Annotated in this window: 30 protein-coding genes and 4 pseudogenes; 10 read left to right on the top strand and 24 right to left on the bottom strand. The window is 69.0% G+C overall.

Annotated elements, in window-relative coordinates; genetic code table 11:
• Positions 1–163: 163 nt before the first annotated feature.
• Complete coding sequence (locus tag SPR02S_RS50730; protein ID WP_019064736.1) at positions 164–616, bottom strand: hypothetical protein; 453 nt, start codon at positions 614–616, stop codon at positions 164–166.
• Positions 613–1,029 (bottom strand): DUF7919 family protein, encoded by a 417-nt coding sequence (locus SPR02S_RS58310; RefSeq protein WP_019064735.1) that lies wholly within the window; start codon positions 1,027–1,029, stop codon positions 613–615. Before SPR02S_RS58310 ends, SPR02S_RS50730 begins: the two co-directional genes overlap by 4 nt.
• 92 nt (positions 1,030–1,121) lie before the next feature.
• On the opposite strand from SPR02S_RS58310, the gene SPR02S_RS63695 reads away from it, so the two are divergent.
• Entirely contained in the window at positions 1,122–1,286 is a 165-nt protein-coding gene (locus SPR02S_RS63695) for a hypothetical protein (RefSeq protein WP_019064734.1), read from the top strand.
• An 81-nt stretch (positions 1,287–1,367) separates the two neighbouring features.
• Here the strand turns inward: SPR02S_RS63695 and SPR02S_RS50715 are convergent, their stop codons facing one another.
• From SPR02S_RS50715 to SPR02S_RS50705, 3 genes are all read right to left on the bottom strand, one after another.
• A complete protein-coding gene (locus SPR02S_RS50715) occupies positions 1,368–2,354 on the bottom strand; it encodes a zinc-dependent alcohol dehydrogenase family protein (RefSeq protein WP_019064733.1) in 987 nt (328 codons plus the stop codon).
• Positions 2,355–2,620: 266 nt separating this feature from the next.
• Positions 2,621–2,911: a YciI family protein gene (locus SPR02S_RS50710; protein ID WP_019064732.1), complete on the bottom strand. Its 291-nt coding sequence runs from the start codon at positions 2,909–2,911 to the stop codon at positions 2,621–2,623.
• Between the two features lie 73 nt (positions 2,912–2,984).
• On the bottom strand, positions 2,985–3,392 hold the full coding sequence (locus tag SPR02S_RS50705; RefSeq protein ID WP_019064731.1) for a nuclear transport factor 2 family protein: 408 nt from the start codon (positions 3,390–3,392) through the stop codon (positions 2,985–2,987).
• A gap of 404 nt (positions 3,393–3,796) precedes the next feature.
• Here SPR02S_RS50705 and SPR02S_RS50700 point away from each other — a divergent pair, with 404 nt between their 5' ends.
• The 7 genes and pseudogenes from SPR02S_RS50700 (at position 3,797) to SPR02S_RS50675 (ending at position 10,127) form a co-directional block, all read left to right on the top strand.
• Positions 3,797–4,099, top strand: a complete 303-nt coding sequence (locus SPR02S_RS50700; protein ID WP_019064730.1) for a tautomerase family protein — start codon at positions 3,797–3,799, stop codon at positions 4,097–4,099.
• Positions 4,100–4,155: 56 nt separating this feature from the next.
• A complete protein-coding gene (locus SPR02S_RS50695) occupies positions 4,156–4,590 on the top strand; it encodes a GlcG/HbpS family heme-binding protein (RefSeq protein WP_019064729.1) in 435 nt (144 codons plus the stop codon).
• Between the two features lie 56 nt (positions 4,591–4,646).
• The gene (locus tag SPR02S_RS50690; RefSeq protein ID WP_019064728.1) at positions 4,647–5,480 is read left to right on the top strand and encodes an alpha/beta fold hydrolase; all 834 of its coding nucleotides are present in this window, start codon (positions 4,647–4,649) and stop codon (positions 5,478–5,480) included.
• A 114-nt stretch (positions 5,481–5,594) separates the two neighbouring features.
• Positions 5,595–5,717, top strand: a pseudogene (locus SPR02S_RS61375) (WhiB family transcriptional regulator); the annotation flags it as partial.
• Positions 5,718–5,813: 96 nt separating this feature from the next.
• Complete coding sequence (locus SPR02S_RS50685) at positions 5,814–6,641, top strand: alpha/beta fold hydrolase (protein ID WP_019064727.1); 828 nt, start codon at positions 5,814–5,816, stop codon at positions 6,639–6,641.
• Between the two features lie 71 nt (positions 6,642–6,712).
• A complete protein-coding gene (locus SPR02S_RS58305; RefSeq protein WP_019064726.1) occupies positions 6,713–9,592 on the top strand; it encodes an ATP-binding protein in 2,880 nt (959 codons plus the stop codon).
• 25 nt (positions 9,593–9,617) lie between these two features.
• Complete coding sequence (locus tag SPR02S_RS50675) at positions 9,618–10,127, top strand: GNAT family N-acetyltransferase (RefSeq protein WP_019064725.1); 510 nt, start codon at positions 9,618–9,620, stop codon at positions 10,125–10,127.
• A gap of 28 nt (positions 10,128–10,155) precedes the next feature.
• Here the strand turns inward: SPR02S_RS50675 and SPR02S_RS50670 are convergent, their stop codons facing one another.
• Complete coding sequence (locus tag SPR02S_RS50670) at positions 10,156–11,067, bottom strand: alpha/beta fold hydrolase (protein WP_019064724.1); 912 nt, start codon at positions 11,065–11,067, stop codon at positions 10,156–10,158.
• A gap of 136 nt (positions 11,068–11,203) precedes the next feature.
• On the opposite strand from SPR02S_RS50670, the gene SPR02S_RS50665 reads away from it, so the two are divergent.
• Positions 11,204–11,875, top strand: a complete 672-nt coding sequence (locus SPR02S_RS50665; RefSeq protein WP_019064723.1) for a TetR/AcrR family transcriptional regulator — start codon at positions 11,204–11,206, stop codon at positions 11,873–11,875.
• On the opposite strand, the gene SPR02S_RS64420 is transcribed toward SPR02S_RS50665, so the two are convergent.
• The 12 genes and pseudogenes from SPR02S_RS64420 to SPR02S_RS50600 all read right to left on the bottom strand — a co-directional run.
• On the bottom strand, positions 11,872–12,765 hold the full coding sequence (locus SPR02S_RS64420; RefSeq protein ID WP_052347202.1) for a GNAT family N-acetyltransferase: 894 nt from the start codon (positions 12,763–12,765) through the stop codon (positions 11,872–11,874). The two genes, SPR02S_RS50665 and SPR02S_RS64420, sit on opposite strands and share 4 nt — an antisense overlap.
• Before the next feature lie 841 nt (positions 12,766–13,606).
• On the bottom strand, positions 13,607–14,002 hold the full coding sequence (locus SPR02S_RS50650; RefSeq protein WP_019064722.1) for an MmcQ/YjbR family DNA-binding protein: 396 nt from the start codon (positions 14,000–14,002) through the stop codon (positions 13,607–13,609).
• Positions 14,003–14,098: 96 nt separating this feature from the next.
• A complete protein-coding gene (locus SPR02S_RS50645) occupies positions 14,099–15,019 on the bottom strand; it encodes an SDR family oxidoreductase (RefSeq protein WP_019064721.1) in 921 nt (306 codons plus the stop codon).
• Positions 15,020–15,227: 208 nt separating this feature from the next.
• Complete coding sequence (locus tag SPR02S_RS50640) at positions 15,228–15,707, bottom strand: MarR family winged helix-turn-helix transcriptional regulator (protein ID WP_019064720.1); 480 nt, start codon at positions 15,705–15,707, stop codon at positions 15,228–15,230.
• A gap of 383 nt (positions 15,708–16,090) precedes the next feature.
• Complete coding sequence (locus SPR02S_RS62675; RefSeq protein ID WP_158698014.1) at positions 16,091–16,465, bottom strand: hypothetical protein; 375 nt, start codon at positions 16,463–16,465, stop codon at positions 16,091–16,093.
• A gap of 101 nt (positions 16,466–16,566) precedes the next feature.
• Positions 16,567–16,737 carry a hypothetical protein gene (locus tag SPR02S_RS63685; protein WP_019064718.1) on the bottom strand — a complete coding sequence of 57 codons (171 nt, stop codon included), beginning with the start codon at positions 16,735–16,737 and terminating at the stop codon, positions 16,567–16,569.
• Positions 16,738–16,772: 35 nt separating this feature from the next.
• On the bottom strand, positions 16,773–17,183 hold the full coding sequence (locus SPR02S_RS50625; protein WP_078623255.1) for a nuclear transport factor 2 family protein: 411 nt from the start codon (positions 17,181–17,183) through the stop codon (positions 16,773–16,775).
• Positions 17,184–17,185: 2 nt separating this feature from the next.
• Complete coding sequence (locus SPR02S_RS50620) at positions 17,186–17,992, bottom strand: MBL fold metallo-hydrolase (protein ID WP_019064716.1); 807 nt, start codon at positions 17,990–17,992, stop codon at positions 17,186–17,188.
• Between the two features lie 45 nt (positions 17,993–18,037).
• Positions 18,038–18,646 (bottom strand): DsbA family protein, encoded by a 609-nt coding sequence (locus tag SPR02S_RS50615; protein WP_019064715.1) that lies wholly within the window; start codon positions 18,644–18,646, stop codon positions 18,038–18,040.
• A gap of 155 nt (positions 18,647–18,801) precedes the next feature.
• Entirely contained in the window at positions 18,802–19,296 is a 495-nt protein-coding gene (locus tag SPR02S_RS50610) for a MarR family winged helix-turn-helix transcriptional regulator (RefSeq protein WP_019064714.1), read from the bottom strand.
• Positions 19,297–19,445: 149 nt separating this feature from the next.
• A complete protein-coding gene (locus SPR02S_RS50605) occupies positions 19,446–19,946 on the bottom strand; it encodes an NUDIX domain-containing protein (protein ID WP_019064713.1) in 501 nt (166 codons plus the stop codon).
• A gap of 35 nt (positions 19,947–19,981) precedes the next feature.
• Positions 19,982–20,260, bottom strand: a pseudogene (locus SPR02S_RS50600) (hypothetical protein); the annotation flags it as partial.
• Here SPR02S_RS50600 and SPR02S_RS65465 point away from each other — a divergent pair.
• Positions 20,258–20,569: pseudogene (locus SPR02S_RS65465) on the top strand (tyrosine-type recombinase/integrase); the annotation flags it as partial. The pseudogenes SPR02S_RS50600 and SPR02S_RS65465 overlap by 3 nt on opposite strands.
• A 561-nt stretch (positions 20,570–21,130) precedes the next feature.
• On the opposite strand, the gene SPR02S_RS50590 reads toward SPR02S_RS65465, so the two are convergent.
• The 6 genes and pseudogenes from SPR02S_RS50590 to SPR02S_RS50570 all read right to left on the bottom strand — a co-directional run.
• The gene (locus tag SPR02S_RS50590; protein WP_019064710.1) at positions 21,131–21,583 is read right to left on the bottom strand and encodes a hypothetical protein; all 453 of its coding nucleotides are present in this window, start codon (positions 21,581–21,583) and stop codon (positions 21,131–21,133) included.
• A gap of 87 nt (positions 21,584–21,670) precedes the next feature.
• The gene (locus SPR02S_RS50585; protein WP_019064709.1) at positions 21,671–22,063 is read right to left on the bottom strand and encodes a hypothetical protein; all 393 of its coding nucleotides are present in this window, start codon (positions 22,061–22,063) and stop codon (positions 21,671–21,673) included.
• 117 nt (positions 22,064–22,180) lie between these two features.
• The gene (locus SPR02S_RS61355) at positions 22,181–22,633 is read right to left on the bottom strand and encodes an SUKH-3 domain-containing protein (protein WP_078623254.1); all 453 of its coding nucleotides are present in this window, start codon (positions 22,631–22,633) and stop codon (positions 22,181–22,183) included.
• A 533-nt stretch (positions 22,634–23,166) separates the two neighbouring features.
• Positions 23,167–23,832: an IS3 family transposase gene (locus tag SPR02S_RS58290; RefSeq protein ID WP_078623253.1), complete on the bottom strand. Its 666-nt coding sequence runs from the start codon at positions 23,830–23,832 to the stop codon at positions 23,167–23,169.
• Between the two features lie 139 nt (positions 23,833–23,971).
• A pseudogene (locus SPR02S_RS58285) lies at positions 23,972–24,958 on the bottom strand (ISAzo13 family transposase); the annotation flags it as partial.
• Positions 24,959–24,978: 20 nt separating this feature from the next.
• Positions 24,979–25,198: integrase core domain-containing protein (locus SPR02S_RS50570; RefSeq protein ID WP_019064707.1), on the bottom strand; the 220-nt coding region annotated here is incomplete at its 5' end.

The following is a 25,198-nucleotide window of genomic DNA, read 5'->3' as shown; positions in this document are numbered from 1 at the left end:
CGGCCGGCGATCATGAGGATGCTCCTGCGCGCCCGCTCCAGGACCTGCGCACAGTGCGCCGACGCCATCTCCTCGCGCATCCGTCAGGTGATCGGCAGCAGGTTTCACGCGGCGAGAGGAGCCACTCCGGTGGCAGCCGGGCGGCTCGCTCACGCTCCGTCGCTCACCGGGGCCCCGGTCCGCCGCCGAGCGCGTGCCGCAGCAGTTCCCCGTCCTTCTTCGGGACCGCGAGGTCGTACGTCCCGGCGCCGGTGACGAGTTCGTACCGCTCGAACTTCGGCGCCAGCCGGACCTTCCCGGCCGCAGGCTTCAGCCGGAAGGGCGCCTGGAGGGTCGCGCTCCGGCCGCCCCGCGCATCACTCCAGACCGGCGTCTCACCGATGGCGAGCCGGAGATACCCCTGCCTCGACCGCGCCACCTGCTTGCCCTTGCCGACCGAGACCTTGACCGTGCCGCCGATGGTCTGGGTGAATCCGACGACCCGCAACGGCTGCCCGGCGTCGAAGTCGGCGATGTCCCGGGCGGGCGTGCGGCGCCGGATCCATGTCCAGCGCAGCAGCACGTCCAGCATGGTCTCGGTGCCGGCGGATCGGCGTTCCGCGCGTGAGCCTGTCATTTTCCCATCCCGGTCGCCAGTACCGCGTCGACGAATTCCTGCGGCGGCTGGTGTCCGTGATCCACCACGTAATGCACGACCAGCGCCGGGGCGGCGTAGACACGGCCTTCGCCGCCCCGCACATGGACCTCTCCGCTGCCGATGAACACATCGCGGAACGTGACGTTCTTCCGCGCTTCCTGAAAGCTCGGGCAGAAGTCGCAGGAATGCATGCCCCGGTAGACGTTCACCGTGTCCTTGGCCAGCTCCAGGAGGGCTTCCACGAATCCCTCGGGGACGTCGCCGCGCGGGAACTCGTGCCCCTCGGCGAGCCACCCGACGTTCAGCAGGGACGCGCCGGAGTCCGCGCCCTCACCCGTCTCGTCCACGTCGTCCGAGTAGTCGTACGGGCTGAGGTCCTTGTAGTGGGCCATCGCTCACCAACTCTTGGGGTTCACATGCTCGCGGGAATGCCCCGGCCCGACCCGAACGTCTCGGTGGGCGGAATGTTCGCACCGCACCCCGGGTGGTGTCCTCCGCCGCCGAGCTGCCCACCTTGGCGCCACCGGCCGCCGCGGACTCCTCCGCCGTGCCCGTCTTCATGCCCACGGCGATCACCCCGGCTGCGGCTCCCGTCACCGCGGCCCCGAGACCGCCGATCTCGGCTCCGGCCGTGAAGCCCTCCGGATGATCCCGAGTTTCCGTAGGCAGGAAAACGGCGAGGAGCCCGGCGGCGCGACGGTCGCGCTGCCGCGGGCTCCCCGCCGTCGGGTCAGGCCTCGATGTCGACGACGATCTTGGCGTCGGCCGAGCCGTCCTCGACGGCCGTGTGGGCCTGGGCGACCGTGTCCAGGGTGTAGCGGCGGGGGTCCAGCAGTGGCTTGAGCAGGCCCGCGTCGGCCAGGGTGGCGGCTTCGCGCAGGATCTCGCCGTGGTGCTCGCGGCCCTTGCCGGTGAGCATGGGCAGCAGGGTGAAGACCCCGGAGTAGGTGGCACCGCGGAAGGAGAGCGGGGCCAGGCTGTGGCTGCCCCAGCCCAGGGCGCTCAGGACGTGGCCGGTGTAAGTGCGCACCGCGGCAAAGGAGTTGTCGAGAACGGTGCCGCCGACGGTGTCGAAGACGATGTCGAAGCCCTCGCCGCCGGTGTGGGCGGCGACGTACTCCTCCACCTCGGTGGTGGCGTAGTCGATCGCGGTGGCGCCGAGCCGGCGGACGGTCCCGGCGTCGGCGGCCGAGGCGGTGGCGAAGACCTCGGCGCCGCGGGCACGGGCGATCTGTACCGCGACGTGGCCGATGCCGCCCGCGCCGCCGTGCACCAGGACCTTGTGCCCGGCGCCGACCCGGGCCCGGTCCACCAGGCCCTCCCACGCGGTGACTACCGACAGCGGCAGCGCGGCGGCCTGGCGCATGGTCAGAGCGGCGGGCTTGTGGGCGAGCAGGCGGGTGTCGGCGGCGGCGTACTGCGCCAGCGATCCCTGCAGGTCGCCGACGCCGCCGCTCAGCCCGTACACCTCGTCGCCGACGGCGAAGCCGGTCACCTCCGGCCCGACCTCCTCGACCGTGCCGGCCAGGTCCAGGCCCAGCACGGCGGGCAGGACAGTGCGGGCGTGGGCGGCCTGACCGGCGCGGATCTTGGTGTCCAGGGGGTTCACGCCGCTCGCGGCGATCCTGACCAGGACCTCGCCGGCGCCGGGCACCGGCTTGGCGATGTCGGCCAGTTCCAGCGGGGTGGCGAATTGTCTGAGCACGGCTGCGCGCATGGTCACTGTCTTTCGGTGGGTGGGTGGGTGCGGGTGGTGGCCGCCGTCATGCGGGGCGGTGGAGGTGGGGTGAGGGTGGGTGGCTTCGGTTGTGTGCGGGGTGCGGGTGGGTGGGGGCTTGTCGCGCAGTTCCCCGCGCCCCTAAGGCATCAGGGCTCGCGGGGTGCGGGTGCGTGGGGGCTTGTCGCGCCCTGTGTGCGGCACCCGGCGGTGGGTGCGCGGGGTGTCGGGCGCTGCGGATCCCGGGGACGTCGTCGCCGCGGGGATCACTGCTGGAGCAGCCACTGGGCCTCGGTGCTCGCGCGTGAGGGGCGCCAGTCGATGACCGTGTGCGTGGCCACCTCGGCGATGCCGAACGGGTCCAGGGCCAGGACGCGGCCCAGGGCCCCGCGGTCGGTGGCCCGGGCCAGGACGACGCCGCCCGTCCTGGGGTCCTGACGGCCCGAGGCGAGGAAGTGGCCGGCCGCGTAGTTCTCCTCCAACCAGGCGTTGTGGGCTTCCAGGTGGCGGTCGATCTCCTCGAGCGGCGCGGTGTAGTTCAGGATCACGATGAACATGGCGGGCACTTCCGATCTTCGGACGGGACGGTCAGGGGAGGTGACGGGGCGGTCAACGGGGGCTCGGCAGGGGTCAGGCCGGCTGGACCCGGGCCCAGAAGTCGTTGAACTCGACGCTGTCGAAGAACGCGACCGCGCTCACGATCCGTTGCTCACGCATCGTCAGGAACCAGGCGTAGGTGTTGTCGTAGCGCGACCCGTCCCGCACCGTCGCGCTCGCGTCGAACAGGGCGACCACGGTGTCCCCGTCGGCGTACAGCGCGCGGACGGACGGCACCAGGGGGCTGCTCATCCGGGCGTTGAACGGACGGATGACCGCGTCGAGGAACGCCTCGCTGGTGGGGTAGGTGCCGGAGGCGACGCTGTTGCCGACGATGGTCCAGTCGGCGTCCTCGGCCAGCAGGTCGAACACCCCGCCGGTGCCGGCGGCCCAGGCGTCGAACGCCTCCGCGACCAGCTGTTTGTTGGTTTTCTCGGACATGGGGTTTCTCGTTTCATCGGTGATCGGTGATCGGTGATCGGTGAGGGGTAAGGGGTGACTGGTAGTGCGGGGTGGTGCGGGATTTCGGCGGCTGCGCCGTCCCTGCCCATGGTCGTCGCCGCCCCACCGCCGGGCATGAGTCATCCGACCCGGGTTTCACTGACCCCGGCCCACCTGGGCGGATACGGACGCCGGCCCGGTGCGCTCGTCACCGGTACCCGGCACACCCGGTGCGGGGGTGTCGCCGTAGGCCGCACGGCTCTGGCCCGAGGGCGGCGGCACGCAAAGACCCTTCGCAGTCAGGTCGGATGACTGGTGCGGCGTGTGGGGCCCCGGGGCGACGCTTCAGTTGTCCCCGCCGCTCGGCAGGGACGACGCATCCCCGACCCACCAAGGAGCACCCCATGCCGTTCGTCAACGTCAAGCTCGTCGACGGAGTGTTCACCACCCAGGAGAAGCACGACATGGCCGCCGCCCTCACTGAGGTCATGGTCAAGTTCGAGGGATCCGAGGCCTTCCGCGAGATCGTCTGGGTCCTCATCGAGGAACTCCACACCGACGGCTGGCACATCGGCGGCAAGCCCTTCGCCGGCCCCGCCACCCTCCTCGACACCCTCGGCCGCTCCGCCGCCACCTACCAGACCATCGACGGCCACCCCGTCACCCGCCCCGACCTCGCCAAGGCCGCCCCCTACCAGGAGAAGTGACCCCACCCGGAACGACCTTCGGCACGACCTCCGGCACCACCCGAAGAGGAACGGCCATGCCCCTCACGCAGATCTCGCCCGTCATCCTCACCCTGGACGACGCGGCCACGGCCACCGCCGCAGGCGTCCACAAGGCCACTGAGCTCGGGGTCCCGTACACCTTCACGGTCCTCGACGGCGGCGGCAACACCGTGCTGGTGACCCGGATGGACGGTGCGGCGCTCGCCTCCATCGACACCTCCCGGGCCAAGGCCCGCACCTCCGTGTACTTCGGCGCCGCGACCGCGGACCTGGCCCCCGCCGTGCAGTCCGGCGCCCCGCTGTCCTCGATCCAGACCGCCACCACGTTCCCGCTGGCCTTCGTCGCCGGCGGCGTCCCGATCACCGACGCCCGCGGGGTCGTCGTAGGGGCGCTGGGCGCCGGCGGCGGATCACCCGCGCAGGACCACGAGGTCGCCGCCTTCGCGGTCCAGGCCCTGCGCCGGCCCTGAACTCCCCTTATCCCCGCGCCGTCACATCCACCTCCACCCACTCAGGAAGCGAAGCCATGCCCTACATCACCGTCGCCAAGGAAAACACCACCGACGTCGACCTCTACTACGAGGACCACGGCGAGGGCTCCCCCGTCGTACTGATCCACGGCTACCCGCTCGACGGCAAGTCCTGGGAGCTGCAGATCCCTGCGCTCCTCAAGGCCGGACACCGCGTCATCGCCTACGACCGCCGGGGCTTCGGCCAGTCCAGCCAGCCCACCACCGGCTACGACTTCGACACCTTCGCCAACGACCTCGACGTACTGCTCGACGTACTGCGCCTCAAGGACGTCGCCCTGGTCGGCTTCTCGATGGGTACCGGCGAGATCGGCCGCTACATCGGCACCCACGGCACCGACAACCTGCGCAAGGTCGCGTTCCTGGCACCCATCGAACCGTTCCTGCTCCAGACCCCCGACAACCCCACCGGCCTTCCCGCCGCCGTGTTCGACGGGATCGTCTCCGCCGCGGAGAAGGACCGGTACGCCTGGTTCACCAGCTTCTTCGACGACTTCTACAACCTCGACGTCAACCTCGGCACCCGCATCAGCGAGCAGGCGGTGCGCGGCAGTTGGGTCACCGCCACGCACATGTCCCCGTTCGCGTCCTCGGCCGTGGTGCCCAGCTGGCACACCGACATGCGCGCCGACATCGCGAAGATCGACGTACCGGCGCTCATCCTGCAGGGAACCGCCGACCGGATCCTGCCGATCGACGCCACCGGGCGCCAGTTCACCAAGGCGGTGCCCGACGCGCAGTACGTCGAGATCGACGACGCCCCCCACGGGCTGCTGTGGACCCACGCGGACCAGGTCAACGCGGCGCTCGTCGACTTCCTCGCCGCCTAGTCGTCACGTTCCTCACCGTCCAGTCGTCACGTACCTCGGTGCGTAGTCGTCACGCGGGCGGGCGGGAGCCCGGCAACTGCCGGCTCCCGCCCGCCCGACACCGAGGTCTGCCGGGCCTGCCCGGTACTCGACAGGTGCGCCGCGTTCGCGCTGAACACCCGTCAGCTGTACGGCATTTGGGGAGGCCTGACCAAACTTCAGCGGGACATCCCACGCCCCGGGTCGAGGGCCGCGTGAACCCGGCCGACCTGCGCCATGCCGCCTGACCAGGCTTCCCCCCTCACCCCCTCACCCGCTCTCCCCCACCCCCATCCCCTCCCAAGGAGATCCACCGTGTCCATCCCCCGTCCCCGCCCGCGCACCCTGCTGATCACCGCCGCCGTCACGGCCTCGGCCACCCTGTCCCTGATCCCGCTGGCCTCCGCCCACACCGCCCCCGCCGCCCTCAAGCCCACGGTGGTACTGGTCCACGGTGCCTTCGCCGACGCTTCGAGCTGGAACGGCGTGGTCGAGCGCCTGCAGCGCGACGGCTATCCGGTCGTCGCTCCGGCCAACCCCTTGCGCGGCCTGGCCGAGGACTCCACCTACGTCGCCAGCGTCCTGGCCGGTGTCAAGGGCCCGGTGATCCTGGTGGGCCACTCCTACGGCGGCGCCGTCATCTCCCAGGCGGCCGCCGGCGACCCCCAGGTCAAGGCCCTCGTCTACGTCGCCGCGCTCGTCCCGGACAAGGGCGAGAAGCTGAGCACGCTGTCCAACAAGTTCCCCGGTACCAACGAACTGGCCCCCGCCCTGCGCCCGGTACCCTTCAGCAACTCCGACGGCACCGGCGGCTCTGACCTGTACGTCGACCCCGCCCGCTTCCGGGCCGTGTTCGCGGCCGACCTGCCCGCTTCCCGGACCGTCGTGATGGGCGCCGAACAACGCCCCGTCGCCGCCGCCGCGTTCGCCTCCTCGGCCACGGCCGCCGCCTGGCGCACCATCCCGTCCTGGGCCCTGGTCGCCCGGCAGGACGAGGCGCTGGGCGCACCGCTGGAGCGGTTCGAGGCCCGGCGTGCCCACGCGCACACCGTCGAGATCAACAGCTCCCACGTCGCTCTGATCTCCCACCCCGACACCGTCACCCACCTCATCGAGGACGCCGCCGAGGCCACCGCCCCCTAGAGAACGGGACGACGCGGTGCCGTACGGCGTCGCATAGAGTCGGAACGGACAGGGGAAAGAGGCGCCTCCTCATGAGCGCAGAGCACCCGGGCACCGAAGGTCAGGACGTCGGGAGCGGTCAGGACGTCGGGACCGGTCAGGGCATCGCGACCGACCTGACCGGCCGGTCCAGCGAACTGGACCTCATCCGAGCGGTGATCGACGACACCGCCCGGCTCGGCGGCTCGCTGACCCTGTTCGGTGATCCCGGTGTGGGTAAGTCCGCCCTGCTCGACGCCGCCGCCGATCTCGCCGACGCCCGGGGTATGAGGACGCTGCGCGCGGCCGGCGCCCAGTTCGAGGCCAATATCGCGTTCGCCGGCCTCAACCAGCTGCTGGTGCCGCTGGTCCCGCTGTTCGCGGAACTCGGCCCGGACCACGAGAGCGCTCTACGGGTCGCACTGGGCTTCGGCGAGGGCGCGACCCCCTCACGCATCCTCATCTCGACCGCCGCGCTGTCCCTGCTCCTGCTCGCCGCACGGGAACAGCCGCTGGTCGCCATCGTCGACGATGCCCAGTGGCTCGACGACGCCAGCGCCGACGTCCTGTCCTTCGTGGCCCGGCGGGTCGCCGGAACCCGGGTGCGGGTGCTCTCGACCGTCCGTACGACCGGGGAACCGCTGCGCGCTCGCGGCGACGTCAACAGCCTCACGATGCGTTCCCTGGACGACGCCGAGTCCGAGGCCCTGCTGCTCGCCCGCTACCCGGACCTGGCCGAACACGTACGCCGGCGCATCGTCTCCGAGTCCCAGGGGAACCCGCTCGCCCTCGTCGAACTGCCCGCGACGCTGGCCTCGGACCGTTACCCCACGGCGGACATGCTGCCCGCCGTGCTGCCGCTGACCGAGCGGCTCACCCGGATCTTCACCGCCCGGATCGCCGCGCTCGCACCGGAGACCCGGGACCTGCTTCTGCTGCTCGCCCTGGACGGTTCGGGCCAGGCGCTGTCCACCGAGAGCGTGGTGGGACCCGATGCCGCCGACCACCTCGACATCGCCGAACGCGAGCGGATCATCGTCGTCGACAGCCGCCACTCCGTCGTCTTCCGCCACCCGCTGGTGCGCTCCGCCGTCGTGGAACTGGCCCGTCCCGAGCAGCGGCGCAGGGCCCACCGGGCACTCGCCGGCTGCCGGCGCGCCGATCCGGGGCGCCGTGCCTGGCACCTCGCCGACGCGTCCTACGGCCCCGACGAGGAGGTGGCCACCCTCCTTCAGCACGAGTCGATCCAGGCACTCAAACGCGGGGACCCGTCCGCGGCGGTGGCGGCGATGACGCGGTCGGCCGATCTGAGCCCGGATCCCGAGCACCGGTCGCAACGCCTGGCCGGGGCCGCGTACTTCGCGGCCGAGGTGATGGGCGATCTCCAGTCGGTCTCCCAACTCCTCGCCGACGCACGCCGATTGGACGCCGACGTCGGCTCGCTGGCGACCGCCTCGGCCGCGGCCTCGCTCATGCTGTACTCCGACGCGGACGTCGTCTCGGCCTTCCGGGTGCTCACCACCGCTCTACGAGCCCCCGGGGCGGAGCCGACCGCGGAGGAGGTCAACGCCGCGATCTGGGTCCTCTCGGTGATCGCCTCGCTCAACGGACGCAAGGAGATGTGGGACCCGTACCTCGAACTGGTCGACAAATACCGCGACTTGCTGCCCGAGGGCCTGCTCGTCCGCTCCGAGGTCGTGTCCAATCCGGCCCTCGTCTCCGCGGAGGCGCTGCGCACCCTGGACCAGGAGATCGCGACCCTGACGACCGAACTCGACCCCGGCCAGATCATCCGCGTGGGATACGTCGCCAACGACGTCGACCGCCTCGCCGACCTGCGAGAACCGCTCCTCCGCGTCTGGCAGGACGCCGCCCGCACAGGAGCCGTCGCCTCCGTCACCAACGCGCTCATGCTGCTGTGCGCGGAGAGCTACCTCGCCGGCCGCTGGGACGACACCCAGCGCTTCGCGGAGGAGGGACTGGAGCGCGCCGAGTCCTACGGGTACGTCAACTTCGTCTGGTTCCTGCACTACAGCAGGGCCCTCGCCGCAGCCGCGCTCGGCCAGCAGGAGGAGGCGGAGGAACCGCTGGAGGCGATGCTGTCCTGGTCGATCCCGCGCCAGGCCTTCATCGTCCCGCAGCATGTGTACCGCGTACGGACCCTCGCGGCGATCGGCCGCGGCGACTTCGAGACGGCGTACACAGAAGCGGCCAGAATCAGCCCACACGGACTCGAACCAGGCACCGCCCACCAACTCCAACTCTTCGTCGCCTACGACCAGATCGAGGCCGCCGTCCGAACCGGCCGCACCGAACAGGCCCGGGAGTTCGTCGAAGCGATGCTGCGGATGGACATCACGAAGATCTCCACCCGCTGGGCGCTGCTCGTGGCCGCGGCACAGGGCCTGGTGTCCGAGGGCGAGGCGGCGAACGCCCACTTCGAACGGGCCCTCGCAGCGGCGCCCGAGAACCTGTGGCCCTTCGAACGCGGACGCGTCCTGCTGGCCTACGGCGAACACCTGCGCCGGGAACGGGCCACCGTCGAATCCCGCGTCCACATCACCGCCGCACTGACGATCTTCGACCGGCTACGGGCCGCACCATGGGCCGAGCGCGCCCGAACCGAACTGGGCGCGAGCGGCGTCTCCCGACGCCAGACCGGCTCGACGGACACCCGGCTCACTCCCCAGGAGCTGCAGATAGCCACGCTCGCGGCCTCGGGCCTGACGAACAAGGCGATCGGCGAACGACTCCACCTGTCCGCCCGCACGGTCAGCGGCCACCTCTACAACGTGTTCCCGAAACTCGGCGTCACCGCCCGCGCCGGGCTGCGCGACGCACTCACGGCGCTCACGGCGCGGGAGGATCCGCCGATCCCGGACGCGCCCTCGCCGCGGTCGGCCGCTTCGTGGTGGTCCAGCGGTAGACCGTGACGACCGGTGGGGCAGAGTAGGTCCCATGTCCAAGTCCACGTACGAGACGATGCCGTTCCACCTGGAGACCGAGCGGTTGATCCTGCGGCCGTGGGCCGAGTCGGACGCCGCCGCGTTCTGCGCGCTCCTCGCCGAACGCGGCAAGGAGACGCCCACGGTCGAGCGCATCCGGACGGCCATCGCGGAGCTGCTCACCGCGACGGAGTCCACAGGGATCGCGCTGTTGCCCATCCAGCGCCGTGCCGAGGGCGACTTCATCGGCTATTGCGGGTTGATCATCGGCCGCTCCAGCGTGGAGGAGCCCGAAATCGCGTACGAGCTGTTCCAGCGCGCGCAGGGGCACGGCTACGCCACCGAGGCGGCCGGCGCGGTGCTCGACGCCGCTGTCGCGACCGGGCGGAAACGGCTCTGGGCGACCGTCGGCGCGTGGAACACACCCTCGTTCCGTGTCCTGGAGAAGCTCGGGTTCGAGCGGGATCACGTCTCCACGGAGGACAACGGTGAAGTCGTATGGCTCACCCGTTCGTTGCCGTGACGCGGGGTCGGTGGCCGGTGGCCGGTGATCAGTCGACGGAGGCCATGAAGTGCAGCATCCTGCGATTGGTCTCCTCCGCCTGGTCGATCTGCGGTCCGTGGCCCGTGTCGGAGATGATCTCGGCTCGGGCGCCGGGCACCAGGCGAGGCACCCGCTCCGCCTGCCGCCGCGGGTGCACGAGGAGGCTTCGCCTGCCGAGCACCAGGTAGAGCGGGGTCCGGACGGTGGACAGCTCCTCCTCGGACAGGGGAAGCGGCGCCGGGCGGCGGATGCGGTAGGCGCGAACGGCGGTTCTGATCATCGTGCGCAGTTCCGGCACGACGAGGACCGGCTGTTCCAGCCAGGCCGCCAGTCGCGGGCGCAGTGCCTTGGGCGCGAAGGTCGCGAAGAGGCTGGCGAAGATCCAGACGAAGAAGCGCAGCCCCACTTTCTCCAGGCCGCCGGGGTCGAGCAGCGTGACCGAGGCGAGGCGACCGGGCCTGCGATGCGCCTGGTTCAGGGCGAGCCAGCCGCCGTAGGAGGAGCCGACGAGGTGGACGCGGTCGAGCCCGAGCCCGGCGAGGGTCTCGTCCAGCCACCGCGCGGCGAGTTCGGGCTCGTGGATGGCTGCGCGCTGCACGCTGCGTCCGGGATCGCCCGGGGTGTCGATCGCGTAGACCGGCCGCTCGGCGCTGAGGGCCGGGGTGTTCGGGTACCACATGGCCGAGCAGGTGCCCGCTCCGTGCACCAGGACGACAGGGGTACGGGATCGGGCAGCCTCGCTCGCGGGCCCGTAGCGGTAGACGTGCGTGGTGCCGAAGGACGTCTCCACGTTCTCTTCCGCGAGCGCGTGCGCTCCCAGGGCGTAGACCGCGTCGCAGGCCGTGAAGTACCGCTCCCGCCAGGTATCGCTCACGTAGCGGCCGACATCGGCTTGGGTGCGGGCAGCGGTCTCGGGCATGGCCACCTCCGGCGTCTCGGTTTCGTGATACGAACGTACCACGATGGTGGTACAGCTGTATTATCAAAAGGTCCTACGGAACCGGAGCAGAACCAGAGCAGGACCAGAGCAGGTACGACGAGCGGAGAACCGGCCGATGCCCAAGCGCGTGGACCACGCGGAACGGCGTACCGAGATCGCCGAGGCCCTCGTCCGAGTCGCCGGGCGGCGCGGACTGCATGCCGTGGGGATGCGCGATGTGGCGGCGGAGGCGGGCGTATCGCTGCGGCTGGTGCAGTACTACTTCGAGACCAAGGAGAAGCTGCTGCTGTACGGGCTCGAACATCTGGCGGAGAGGTTCGGGGAGCGGGTCTCCGCCCGGCTACGGGCCGCCGGAGACGATCCCGGTCCGCGCGCGACGGTCGAGGCGCTGCTGATGGCGGCGCTGCCGACGGACGACGAGAGCCGCACCTTCCACCACCTCTACACGTCGTACGCCGTGATGGCCGTGCACGACCGGGCGCTCGCGGCCCAGCCCTTCATCAAGAACCCCGATGCCGCCGAAGACGCCCTGACCGGACTCCTCCGCCAGGCGCAGGACGCGGACCTGCTCGAACCCGGCGTGGAACCACGGCTGGAGGCGACCGCCCTGCTCGCCATGTCCGCGGGACTCGGCACCGGCGTCCTCGTCGGCCAGCGCGATCCGGAGTCGGCAGCCGCGGTCCTGGACCACCATCTGAACCGGGTCTTCCGCACCGGTACCGCGACCGGGCCGCGTCACATCGGCGTTCTGCCGGCCCGGCACGATCAGCGAGCGGACGGATCCTAGTCCGGCGGTCGGCTCAGGAGCCGTCGGGACGACTCGAAGCCCAGCCGTTCGTACACCGGCACCGCCTTGCGACCGGAGTGGACCGTCACGCGAAGGGACCCGAGACGTGCCGCATGCTCCGAAGCGGCCGCCACGAGTGCCGAGCCGATCCCCCGGCCTCGCTGCTCCGGCATGGCGAAGACGCTCTGGATGTCCGCGGACAGCCGACTCGTCGCTCCACGACACCCGGTAACCCCGGCCGCCCCGTTCCGCCTCCCCCGACTCCGCCTCCCCCGCCCCCTCGTGCCCCGCCCGCGCCGGCCGGACAGCGCTCCGCGGAACTCCCCGGACACGCAGCAGGGCGGCCACGAGCAGCAGACACGCACAGGCGCCGATCGCCCCCCGGTACACCGGGCCCGACTTCGCCGACAGGGCGACACACCCGCGACGACGGCACCGACTCCGTAGCCCACCGCACGCAACGAGCCGGTGATGCCGAACCACCGCTCGCGGGAGTGCCCGCCGGGATCACGGTCGGACAGATCGCTGACGAGAGTGAAGGCGGAGGACCAGAAGGCCCGCTGCCCCATCGCCGCGACGGTCGCGGCCAGGAGGATCGCACCGCTGCTGCGGACCATGAGGTACCCCAGGAAACCGGCCGCCTGGAGCAGTTGCGCCACCAGCACGATCGGCTTGGGGCCGAGCCGGTCGACGAGACCACCGATCCACAGCGGCAACGGAAGAGACACCGGACCGGCCAAGCTCAGCAAGGTCCCCACCCGCACCAGCGACGCACCCGAACTCGCCGACAGATACAGCATGGACAACGGGACGAACAGCCCGTTCACCAGAGAATCGACCGCCAGCACGAGGAAGACCGCAGTCCCGGCCGCGTCCCGTCGGGACCTCACCGGCCGCGTACCGAGCGAGCTCTCCCGCCTCCCCGCCCTCCACGAGGTCCGCTTCCCCGACCGCTTCAAGAATCCCCCTCGACTCCTGAACTGGTACGCGGGACGGTCTCCGCGCCCAAGCCCGCAGCCGAGTCGAGCGTCCCGCGGCACGTGTATCCACAGCGGCGAACCGACAATCCCTCGCCACAAGGGCGGACGGCGGGCGAGTTCGGCTGCTTCGGGCACTTTGCGGCGCCGGCAGATGGAGAGAGCGGAGCGGAACGAGGTGATGGCCTTGCGGGTGCGGTCGGAGGTCATGCCCTCCATGAGGGTCAGGGCCTGGGAGGCCAGGCGGCGACAGCCTCGCCGGACGGACCGCCGAGACGGCCACCGAGCAGGATGGCCACACCGCGGCCACACACGAGGCCGCGAAGATCATCGAGTTCCGCCCCCGCAGCCCCCGCAGCCCCCGCAGCGCCCGGGCACAGGCAACCCCCAGTTCAGACGCCGTCCAAACTGGGGTTTCGTGGAGCCCCCTGTGGATTCGAACCGACGACCTACGTATTACAAGTCCGGGCAGGATCTTGCTGGATGATTCCGGGCGCTGCTTCGGTGTCCGGAACCGCCTGGTCAGGACACATGTCGCCCAGTGCTCTGTCCACACCAGGACGGGCTCTGCCGCGCCGTCCGCTCACGCATCGCTCACGCACGGACAGGATTTCGAACAGGGCATTCGCGCACCTACCGCTGCTTGGCCAGGAAGCGCTGTCGAGTCCGGGGGTGAAGGGGCGGCCGTGGCTGACGTCCGGGAGGGCGAGGGCCGCCTTGCGAGCGGTGTCCTGGAGGCGGTCACCGGCCGCGGTCACCGGCCCGCCCGAGTGCTGGTGCCGTAGGTGTGCGGGTCGACGGGCTGCTCGGCCTTGGGCAGGTGGGAGACGACTAGCAGGTAGGAGTCGGTGACGAGTTCCCTGACGAGCTTGTCGTCGATGTCTGTCCCGCCCTCCAGCGTGATCCAGTGTTTCTTGTTCATGTGGTAGCCGGGGGTGATGTGGCTGTTGTGTTCCCGCAGAGCGTGGGCCTCGTCGGGGTCCGCCTTGAGGATCACTACGGGGCGCCCGGGGACCTCCCTCATCAGCATGAACACCTTGCCGCGCACCTTGAAGACCTCCCAGTCGGGGCCGAAGGGATGCTCCAGCTGGGCTGCGGGCAGGTCCTGCGCGCACTCGGCGGCGAACGTCTGCAGGGTCGATCCGTTCATGAGTGTTTCCTTCCTCGGGGCTCGGAGGGATCGGAGGGACAGGACCGAGGCGTCCTGGTCGGGCCGCCGGGCGGCGAGGGATGGGACGCGGGCCTGCTACCGGTGCTGTGCGGTGCGCAGCTCGTCGGTGAACCGGGCGAGCACATCCTCGGCCGTGGGGACCGGGCCGAACAACTGCTCCTGACGGCCGGGGTCGGCGACGTAGCGTCCGGTGTCGAACCAGCCGAACATCGCGGCCATGTCCTTGACCACCGGGTTGAAGCGGCCGACGACGGCTCCTGCGGCGCGGACGACGACGGAGGGGACGGCCCACACCCTGATCTTCCTTCCGGCCCGGTGGCCCATCAGGTCGGCCACCTCGCGCATGCTGACCGGACGGTCCCAGCCGATGTCGATGCGCTCACCGGCCTTGGCGTCGGCGTCGACCGCCGCTGCCAGGTACGCCGCGAGATCGGAGGTGCGGACGAAGGTGAGCGGGACGGTGGCCTTGGACATCCAGATCAGGCGGCCCTTGTCGAGCGGGTTGCCCGCCATGGTCGCGACCTGGTCGAGGAAGGCCCCCGGGCGCAGGGCGACGAACGGGACGCCGAGCTGTTCGAGCTTGTCCTCGGCGAGCTTCTTGTGCCAGAAGTGCGGGACATCCGGGGTCTGGTCGCTGGTGAGGATGCTGGTCAGGACGAACCGCCGGATGCCGGTGCGGTGGGCGGCCTCGGCGAGGTTGGCGTTGCCGATGGTGTCGATGTCGTTGGCGTTCTTGCCGCCGCGGGTGTAGCCGGCGGCGGTGGTGATGACGGCGTCGGCGCCGTTCATGGCGGCCACGAGCGAGCCGATGTCGAGCATGTCGCCGCGGGCGATCTGAACGCCCCGGCTTTCGAGCCGACCGGCGTCGGAGGTCGGCCGCACCAGGGCGCGGACGTTCTTGCCGCGTGCCAGGAGTTCGTCGACGACCTTGCTCCCCAGGGAGCCGGTCGCCCCGACGACGAGGACAGGGAGGGCGGTTGAGTCGGTGGCAGGCATGGGAGTCTCGCTTTCCATCAGGCTGGTGGGCGGTGGCTGCAGGCATAGGCACCCGCGTGCCGGGCGGGGCTAAGGGAGGCGGCCGTGGTGGCGCATCCGTAGCGCGCCTCGCCGCCACGCGCCGCGTCCGGAACAGCCGGTACGGGGTGGGTGACATGGCCTGACTGGAGGTGGTCGCGCCGCATGCGGGACGGTGTGCACCTGGGAGTCAGGTGGACTCTTCCTCGGGCAGCGCACGGTTGCTGATCGCCTCGGTGATGGCGTAGGCGGTCTCGACGAAGGACTCCGCCTGCTGCTCCGACAGATTCCGGGCGGTGGTCTCCTCCAGGGCCTGCCACAGGGCCGTGATGGGCTCGCGCATCGCCCGGCCCTTGTCGGTGAGGTGGACCACCATGACGCGCCGGTCATGTGCGGCCGGCTCGCGGATGACCAGGCCGGCCTCCTGCATGCGGCGTAGCGCCTTGGAGATGGTGGAGTGGTCCACGCCGAGGCATTCGAGCAGCTCGGACTGGGACTGGCCGTCCCGGTCGAAAAGGTGCATCAGCACCAGTTCCTGTCCGGGATGCAGGTCCATCTCGCGCAGCAGGGCGGCGGCGTAGGCGCGGTGGGAGCGGGCAAGTTGGAAGATCGCGTAGCTCATCGGTCCTGCGTCGGCCGTCGTGGGGATGCGGGGTTCGGGGGTGGGCATGTTTCGCTTCCTCGGCCAGTGCGGGTGGGGTAGTCGGTGCAGCCGGCCGCTCTGCCGCCTGGGGAGGCGATGGGCGGGCGTGCTCAGCCGACGGTCAGGACGAGCTTGCCCCACACGTGCCCGGCGTCGCCGACCGGCCGGGCCATGGCCGCTCGGTCGAGCGGGTAGGTACTGACGGTCGTGACGAGCTAGCCGGCTCTGCGAGCTTGCGACTGAGGCCGCTCACTGTGCGGGGAGTCGGACGATCGCCTGGCCGCACAGCTTGCGCCGACTGCGGATCCGCCGGGAACGACGCGACGACATCCACGAAGGCTTCCTCGGCCTCGCCGCCCACCTCATCACTCATCGGCACGTCCAACGCCCAGCTCCGTGAGACGTCTTTGTCAGGACTTCTTGAGCCAGCGTTGCAGCGCCTCGGGCACGTTCGTCGGATGTGAGCTGAAGCTCAACCGGATGTCGGGCTGGAGGTCGATGAGCACGTTGATGATCCGTTCGAACAGGACGGTGTACTCCGGGACGTTCTTGATGCCGCCGCCGATGAGCACCACGCCGAACGAGTGCCCGTCGAACAGTCGGCGCAGCTCGGCCTCAGCCTCGTCGGGGTCCAGGCTGACATAGCCCTCCTCGCCGTCGATGCCTGTGGCCCGGAGCGCAGCCCAGTTCCGCTTCCTCATGGCGACCAGCTCTTCGAGCGTCGTGACCCCCGGCGGGAAATCGTCCGGCGAAAGCGCATCAGGGGTGATGCCGAGGGTCAGCACGCGTTGATTGATCGGAGGCTTCACTTGAGAGTTCTCGTGGGACATGAGGTTTCCTCAGTTCGGTGGGGGAGGCCGCAGAGAAAGTGTGGCTAGCCACATGATTAACGTAGCAGCAATCGTGTGGCTAGCCAAGTATTCGCGGATGCAAGGGGTGGGCCGACGGCCATGCCTCGGTCGCCGAGATGCGCGGCGGCGGCCTGCTCCGGCTGGTAGTCGTTGAACGCCTGCTCGTAGAACGCGATGACGAGCGCCTTGTTGTCGGCAGCGGACACGAGTTTCCCCTGCTCCCTGGATGCTGGGGCGTGCGTCAGACGGCCATGGCGTCGCGGACGAGCGCGGTGTCGACGAACTGCTCGAAGCGCACGATGTGTCCGCCGCGTACGACGAAGTGGTGGGCGACGCGGACGGCGATCGGCTTCCCGGTGGCCTTGTTGGTCGCGGTGTAGCGGGCGAGGACGACGACGTTCTCCCCGTCGACGACGTAGGTGTCGTCGTGAGCGGTCCAGCCGTCCCAGTCCTGGCCCAGCTTCTCCATGACGTTGGCGGTGACGCCGTCGGGGGTGCGGTACGTGCCGGCGAGGGGGAAGCCGGCCATCTCCGTCCACTCCACGTCGGGGGCGAGGGTGGCCCGAAGCGCCTCCAGGTCACCTGCCGCGGAGGCGAGGTACTGACGCCGTACGACATCGACGGGGGCGGTGGAGGTAGCGAACTCGGCCATGGTCAGCCCCACTTCATCTCACCCTTGGCGACCTTCGCACCGATCTGCGCGGCGATCAGCATGCCGTTGTCGGGGTAACGCTTGACCAGCGCCTCGGTCAGCGTGGCACCGTCGGCCGCCTTACCGAGCTCCTCCTCGAAGGCGAGGAGGTAGTCGCGGGTGGCGATGATGGCGGACGCGTCCGCCGCCGTACCGGGCAGACGGTGGCCCGGCACGACCAACTCCGGCTGCAGCGCGGCCATTTCGTCCAGCAGGTCGATCCACGCGGCACGGTCGCCGGGGGTGGGGGTGTCGGCGACCCAGACGTGCTCCTGCTGGAAGAGCAGGACGCCGCCGAGGAGGGCGCGGTGCTCGGCCTGCCACAGGTAGTGACGGTCGGGCAGCGCGGCCGGGCCGCCCTTGAGCTCGAAGCGGTGGCCCTCGATGGTGAGGTCGCCGGTCAGCGGGGTGAGGTCGACCAACCGGGTGGGCAGGTTCGGGCCGAGCGCGGCCCACGCCTTGAGTTTGCCGTCGTAGGAGTGCTGGATGTGCTCGATGACGATCGGGGTGGCCACGAAGGTCGCGTCGGGGAAGGCGTCGGCGATGACTTCGGCGCCGAAGTAAAAGTCGGGGTCGGCGTGGCTGACGAAGACGGTGGTGAGCTTCTTGCCGGAGTCGAGGATCTCGGCGGCGAGGCGGTGGCCGTCGGCGCGGGTGAAGGCGGCGTCGACCAGCAGGGCCTCGTTCTCGCCGGTGACGAGGGTGGCGGTCTTGTTCTTGCTGCCGGCCGGGAAGTCGAGGTCGAGGACCTTGAAGGAGAGGGTGCTCATGCGGGGGCTCCATTACGCAAGGGATGGGGTGGGGGCAGGGGAAGATCAGTGGGCGGCGAAGCGCGCGTCGACCTCGTCGGCGGTGGCTTGGCCGTAGGCCAGCGAGGTGACGGAGTCGCCGTCGACGGCCAGCAGCGTGGGGAACCCGGTAACGCCGAGCTGGACCGCGCGGCGGAAGTCGGCGTGGGCCGCGGTCTGTGCGTCGGGTGCTTCGAAGGCGGCGACCACGGCGTCGGCGTCCAGCCCGGCCCCCTCCGCGACCTTCCGATAGGTGGCCGCTTCGGACAGGCTGCGTCCGTCGACGTAGAAGGCGGCCTGCAGGGTTGCGGCCAGTTCCGCCGCGCGGTCGGGGGCGACCTGGCGCAGGGCGGCGACGCCGCGGGCGGCGGCCTCGGAGTCCATCACGAAGGAGCCGTCGGCGATCAGCTGCTCGTAGGCTGCGCCGAACTCGGCGCCGGTCAGCTCGGCGATCTTGGCGTTCGCGCCCTGGACGTAGCCGAACTGGCGGACGGGCACCTGCCGCGATCCGGTGAACAGGCCGCCGGAGACGACTTCGACCGGCAGTTCGGGGTGACGGGCAGCGACCTCGCTCAGTGTTCGGGAGAACCCGTGCGACCAGCCGCAGTAGGCGTCGAAGACGTAGACGAGCTTCATCGAAGACCTCGGCAGAGATGTGCGCCCGCGGGTTGCGAGCGATTCACCTGACAGAACAGTAACTGACGCGTCAGATATTTCAAGGTTCGTGTGAGGTGGGGCACATGGGTGTGGCTGACCACGTCAGTACACCAGCGCGGCCGCTGGTCCGCAGGTCAGGGCAGACGGGGCAGCAGGTCCCGGGCCGTGTGGCTGAGGATGCGGAGATCCTCCGCGAACCGCTTCCGGTCCGCTGCGGGCAGCGGGTCCACGAGGTACCGCTTGATGTTCTCCAGGTGAACCCGGGACGCGCGTACGACCGTCTCCTCGCCCAGCGGCGTCAGCCGCACCAGCTTTCCGCGCCGGTCGTCGGGAGAGTCCGCGCGCGTCACGAAACCCGCCGCCTGCATGCGATCCACCAGCCGGGTGGCACCACCCGTGGTCAGCACCTGCTCCTGGGCGATGGCACGCATCGAAAGCCCCGGCTCGCCCGCACGCCCGAGGATCAGCAGCACCTCGAAGACCAGATGGCTGATGCCGCACTCCGCCTCCAGCGCCCGGCCGAGGATGTACTCCAGCCGGTTCGCCGCCCCCTGCAGCCGCCCGAACGTCAGGATGAGCTCGTGGTCGGCGGCCTCCTTGGCCGTCCTGATCTCAGCTTCCTCACCCACGGCAGCGCCGCCCCTCTCGTCGTCCCGATGCCACCGTACCGATCACGTAGGGGCAGGCAGGGCAGCCGAGTCCGCTGGACCGGTCACACGACAGCGGACCCACCCATTCCCACAGCGCCATACCGCTCCTGGGCGAAGCTTCGGCGTTTCTATTGCCAGCCGTCGAGGGAGACTTGCGGACCTCCAGCGAGGTAGCGGTGCAGGGCGCTGGCGGTGGTGTCCACGAACTCCTCGGGGATGGCGTCCGCGTCGACCCAGCAGACCTGGGCGTGCTTACGTGGCTCGCGGTTCTCCGGTTCGCCGGTCCATTCGTTGGCGGCGAAGACGACGGTGAGGAAACCGTTGGGGGCTTCGACGCCGAAAGCGCTGTGGATGATGTGGGCGACCTTCAGGGACTCCGGTTTCACCGTCAACCCGGTCTCCTCGTACAGCTCGCGCACGGCGGTTTCGGTGATGGGTTCGCCGGGTTCGCTCTTGCCGACGGGAAGACCCCACATCCCCTGGGCGAACTTGGCGTTCTGGCTGCGCTGGAGGAGGACGACGCGGTTGGTGGCCTGGTCGTGGACGATGACGGCGGCGACCAGCAAGGTCATGGATTCGAGGGCGGGCGGCAGGGCTTTGGGCTGGTCGTCGGTTGTCCGCTGAGCCACGGCCGGTGTCCCTTCGTCGGCCGGTGATGGGCAGCTTAGGCCAGTGCTTCGCCTGCGCGGCGGGCGAGTTCGGCAGCTCCGGGCACTTTGCGGCGCTGGTAGATGGAGAGGGTGGAGCGGAGCGAGGTGATGGCCTTGCGGGTGCGGTCGGAGGTCATGCCCTCCATCAAAGTCAGGGCCTGGGACCAGGCGGCGACCGCTTCGTCGGCGCGGGCCTGGGCGGCAAGGCTGTCGCCGAGGTCGGCGTAGGTGAGGGCGTGGACGCGCTTGTACTTCTCGGGGTCCCAGCGGATCAGGGCGTCTCGGTACTGTTGCTGGTGGAGGCGGGCATCACAGACCGCTGCCTCTACGACGGAAGCCGCCACACCACCGGCACGATCCTCAACGAACTCAAGGTCGACATGTCCACGATCATGGAGATCCTGAGGCACACCCAGATCAGCCAGACCCGCCGCTACGTCAAGGGCCGCTCGCACCTCTCCGAAGACGCCATGCGCCGCATGGGAGACACCTTCATGTCGGCCCCGGCCCCGGAGCCCGCCCCGGACCCCCCAACTGAGACTAGAACTGAGACTAGGGACCGCCGAGCCGCCCGCGCTCAGCGCCGCCGACGCATCCGCTAAAAAACGAAAGCCCAGCTCAGACACTGTCTGGGCTGGGCTTCGGAGAGAGCCCCCTGTCGGATTCGAACCGACGACCTACGCATTACAAGACCACGAGGGATCATGCTCTCTGGTACCGCGCCGTGCTGCTGAGTGACGTTCGGCCTGATCAGAGCATGTGCGGCCGGTTGTCCTGTGCTGCCTCGTTTCACGTCGTCCGAAGGCGTCCGGCCACCGGGGGGCCACCACGAGCGGCACTGTCACGAGCACTACCGGCTTCGCGTGCGCGCCACACCGGTTGTGGCAGCCCTACAAGTCTCGGAGGATGCGCGCTCCGGCGCTCGACCTACGAGACTTGCAGGGAGGGCCATCGACGGGGAGTTCACGAGACGTCGACCTGGTCGGTGACCTGGGTGCTTTTCAGGTACCGGTTTCCGGTCTGGCTTCCCCTGCCCTCGCGCAGAGGGGCTTTGCTCCGACGGCCGCAGAACGGGAAAGGCCCAAGCACCGCCAGGCCGGGCGACTCGCTCACACTCTTCGGCGAACCCAGCGTGGGCAAGCCCGTGCGGGACTCCCCTTCACTCACCGAGGCCCCGGTCCGCCGCCGAGCGCGTGCCGCACCAGTTCCGCGTCCTTCTTCGGGACCGCGAGGTCGTACGTCCCGGCGCCCGTGACGAGTTCGTACCGCTCGAACTTCGGCGCAAGCCGGACCTTCCCGCCCGTCGGCTTCAGCCGGAACGGCGCCTGGAGGGTCGCGCTCCGGCCGCCCCGCGCATCACTCCAGACCGGCGCCTCACCGGCGGCGAGCCGGAGATACCCCTGCCTCGACCGCGCCACCTGCTTGCCCTTGCCGACCGAGACCTTGACCGTGCCGCCGATGGTCTGCGTGAATCCGACGACCCGCAACGGCTGCCCGGCGTCGAAGTCGGCGATGTCCCGGGCGGGCGTGCGGCGCCGGATCCATGTCCAGCGCAGCAGCACGTCCAGCATGGTCTCGGTACCGGCGGAACGGCGTTCCGCACGTGAGCCTGTCACTTACTTGTCCCTTTCCTCAGAACCGCGCAGCCGAGTTCCAGCAGCGGCTGATGTCCCTGTGCCGACCCGTCATGTTGATGAAACACATCAGGCGACCTGCCAGGCGGTCTGCACAGCCAGACGCGCCAACGACCCATCTACGACATCCACGGGTGGCTTCCAGTCGAACAGTCGCATCCGCTCGACGAATTCCAACGGCAACGTCACGCCGTGGCGTCCTACGTAATGCCCGAGGTCACAGCGCCAGACCCACGATCCGTCGGTGAACAATGACGAGCAGCCTACGAGATTCTCGCCACAGCCCCGAAGGCACTGCTCGGTTTCGGTGAACTCAGCAACCACCGGCGAGTCGGCGAGGTACGTAACGGCGAAGGCCGCGATCCCCTGCCATTCCCCGGCGTCCGAGCGCGTGAGTTCATGGATCCCCGGAAGATCGACCGGGACCTCGAAGAACTCGCGGACAAACCCGACTCCCAGCATGACTAGTGCGCGCCTCCCGCCATGGGAAGAAAGATCCGCCAGGTCCTCCAGGAACGATCCCTGCGACCCGGGATTCGCATGGCGCCGACCTTGATGGTGGAAGCCCGAACCGGCCCTTCAGAAGAAGGTTTTGTCCCAGGTTTCAGAGATCAGGGCCTGCATGGATTGCAGAAATCCGTTCCCGACGTACTGCATTCCGGCATCACCAGCGAGAAATACGTCTCCATCGCCCGCGATCAGTACCGCCTCTTCGGTGGCGAACGCAGAGCCAACAGGGACCAGGGGGCGTCCTACCCTCTGAGAAAATACGCGAATGTTACCGGGGTAGATGGAAAGGGCTTCTTCTGCGCTAATTTGCACACCCACTTCCATTTCGCGATACATCCACGAAATGGACATCTCTCGATACTCTTCGAAGAATCCACGCAATTCCGCCCCTACGTCATAACCAGCCTCTTCATAGAGCCCGGATACATGATCGACAGAGGCCGGCCCTAGGTCAATTCGGGTTGCGTCAGAGAATGCATCACGCAATCTCTGATGTCGGGAAGCATTATCGAGTCCGCTCATCCGGTGAGCACACTCCTGACCGTGCCCGGCACCCACGTCTGACAATTAGGGCACATTTTGAACTTGTTTCCCTTCTGATTGAGGGTGATAATGTCGAGGTTCTCCAACGACGCTCCGTCATTCAGGGCGTTAGTGCACATACGCGCTTCTGCGCACACGCCCGGCGGGCGACCGTTGGGGAGCTGAGATTCTCCTGGTAGCCGGGAAGTCACCTCTGCGTGATGCCCAGTGGCAGGTCCGCTCTCGCCATAATAAGTCAATCCAGTGGTTCGGTCACGCCCTACGCTGAACGCGCCCGGCAGGATTTCACCTTCGGAAAGGCTGCCCTTGACCTCTTCGATCCGAGCTTTTCCGAGATTGGTCAGCTCCCTCTTCAGTTCAGTGTCGTCACCGCTGGGACCACTCTTGGGTGAAGTGACCCCCTGAGGTCCGACACTTCCGTTTTATGCCGCGAGGTCGAGGCGTTGCTGATAGCGGGTCCGTGCCTGATACGGGGTGAGGTAGCCGATGGTCGAGTGGATCCGCTCTCGGTTTTAATACTGCGCGATCCATCCGAATACGTCCTGCCGGGCCTGCCTCCGGGTCGGCCAAGCAGTGGTGCCGATCTCGGACTTGAGTACGGCGAAGAAGCTCTCCGCGGCCGCATTATCGAAGCACGAGCCGGTTCGGCCTGTACTCTGCCGGACGTCCAACTCCGCCAATGTTTCCCGGAATTGGACTGACGTATATTGCGACCCGCGATCGGTGTGGAAAATCGCGTTACCGGCCGTATGACCGCCGACGTGAGCCATGCGAATGGCGTCATCGACCAGCTGCGTTCGCATGTGGTCTGCCATCGACCAGCCCACGACTTCACGCGTGCACAGGTCGATCACCGTGGCCAGGTACAGCCACCCCTCGGCCGTGGGCAGGCACGTGATGTCACCGACGAGCTTCAGGCCCGGCATCGGTGCGGTGAAGTCCCGCTGAATGAGGTCGGGGGCCGGTGGCGCCGTGCGATCCGGTTTCGTCAGCGACCGTGATTTCCGGCGTGTTATCCCGGCGATCTGCCGTTCCCGCATGACCCGCGCGACGCGCTTTCGATTCACGACGTGCCCCTGCACTCGCAGGGCGCGGGTGATACGCAGGGCTCCGTAGGCGCCCCGGGAATCAGTGTGGATCTGCCGGATCTGTCGCGCCAGTTCTTCTTCCTCATCCACCCGCTACTGTCGTGTCTCCTTGTTCTTGTGCCAGGTGTAGTAGCCGGAGCGGTCCCAGCCCAGGACGTCGCACATCCGCTTCACGCCGTGGGCGTTCCGGTGTTCGTCGACGAAACGGAAGCGGATCAGGACCCGTAATTTAACTACTGCCGGAGTTGATCTCGCTGTCGTGGTGCTCGGTTAGGCGCTTCAGGGCTTCGAGTGTGCGGGGAGGGTGAGTCCGGCGGAAGACGAGGACTCTGGCGAGTTCGGGCCCGGCGAAGGCCAGCATTGGCTTGGACTTGCCGGCGTGGTAGCTCAGCACGTTGCGCGTGCGTCCCATCAGCTCGGCCGCGAGGGTCAAGGTGACGGTGTTGCGGCTGCGGAGCACGGCGGCCAGGACGCGGTGGCGGTGGTCGAGGGTGCCGAAGCCGGGGTTGCGACCACGACCGTCCCTGCCTTCACGCTGTCGTTCGGCTTCGGTGAGAATCTGTTGGCAGGGTTCGAGCTGGAGCACGAGTTGTTCGAACTGTTCACGGGGCATGCCGGTGAGTGCGGGGTGGGTGAGGAGGAAGGTGGCCTTGGCCGGGACCGGAGGTCCCGACTCGTCGAGTGGGTCTTCCGGAACCTGCTGGTCGGGGTCCTGCGGGGCGATGGTGTAGTTCCACTCGCCGTGGAACTCGTCGCGTTTGACCCGCCGGTCGACGTTCTTGCGCTCGGCCCGGGTGAGCACGTGGCCGGTGGGGTACGCGTTCTCGTCCAGTGCGGCATGGACCGTCAGTCCGGTGCTGGTGCGGGTGGCAGAGATGGTCTCCAGCAGCACTTCGTAGCTGGTCAGAGGCTGCCCACGCAGGCTGTGGGTGATTCGGGAGAACAGCCGGTGTTCCACTTTGTTCCATTTTGAAGTACCTGGCGGGAAATGCATGATGGTGATGCTCAGCCCACACTCGTCGGCGAAATCGGCCAGGCCCATCTTGAACAGACGGGAGTCGGCCGAGTTGGCTCCTCCGGAGTCTGCGGTGACCAGCAAGCGGTCCACGCCGGGGTAGTCGAGGTGCCCTTGGATCTTCCACCAACGGCGCAGGGACTCCACCGCGAAGGCGGCGGTGTTCCGGTCGGTTCCCACGTTGACCTGTCCCGAGTTTCGTAGAGTCCGGTGCTCTTGGTTCAGGCGGACTGCGGGACTTGTTCCAGGCTCTGACAGAAGTCGCGTTCGTACTCGCTCGGCGGTACGTAGTCGAGGGCGGAGTGGAGGCGTTCTTCGTTGTACCACGTGACCCATTGGAAGATCGCTCGCTCGACCTGGTCGATGTCCCGCCAGGGGCCCTGCATTTCGATCAACTCAGCTTTGAAGGTGCCGTTCAGTGCCTCGGCCATGGCGTTGTCG

It is taken from the genome of Streptomyces prunicolor NBRC 13075, from assembly GCF_000367365.1.
In the GTDB taxonomy this organism is placed as follows: domain Bacteria; phylum Actinomycetota; class Actinomycetes; order Streptomycetales; family Streptomycetaceae; genus Streptomyces; species Streptomyces prunicolor.
The sequence above is the reverse complement of the archived record's forward strand: the minus strand, read 5'-3'. Positions and strand labels throughout refer to the sequence as shown.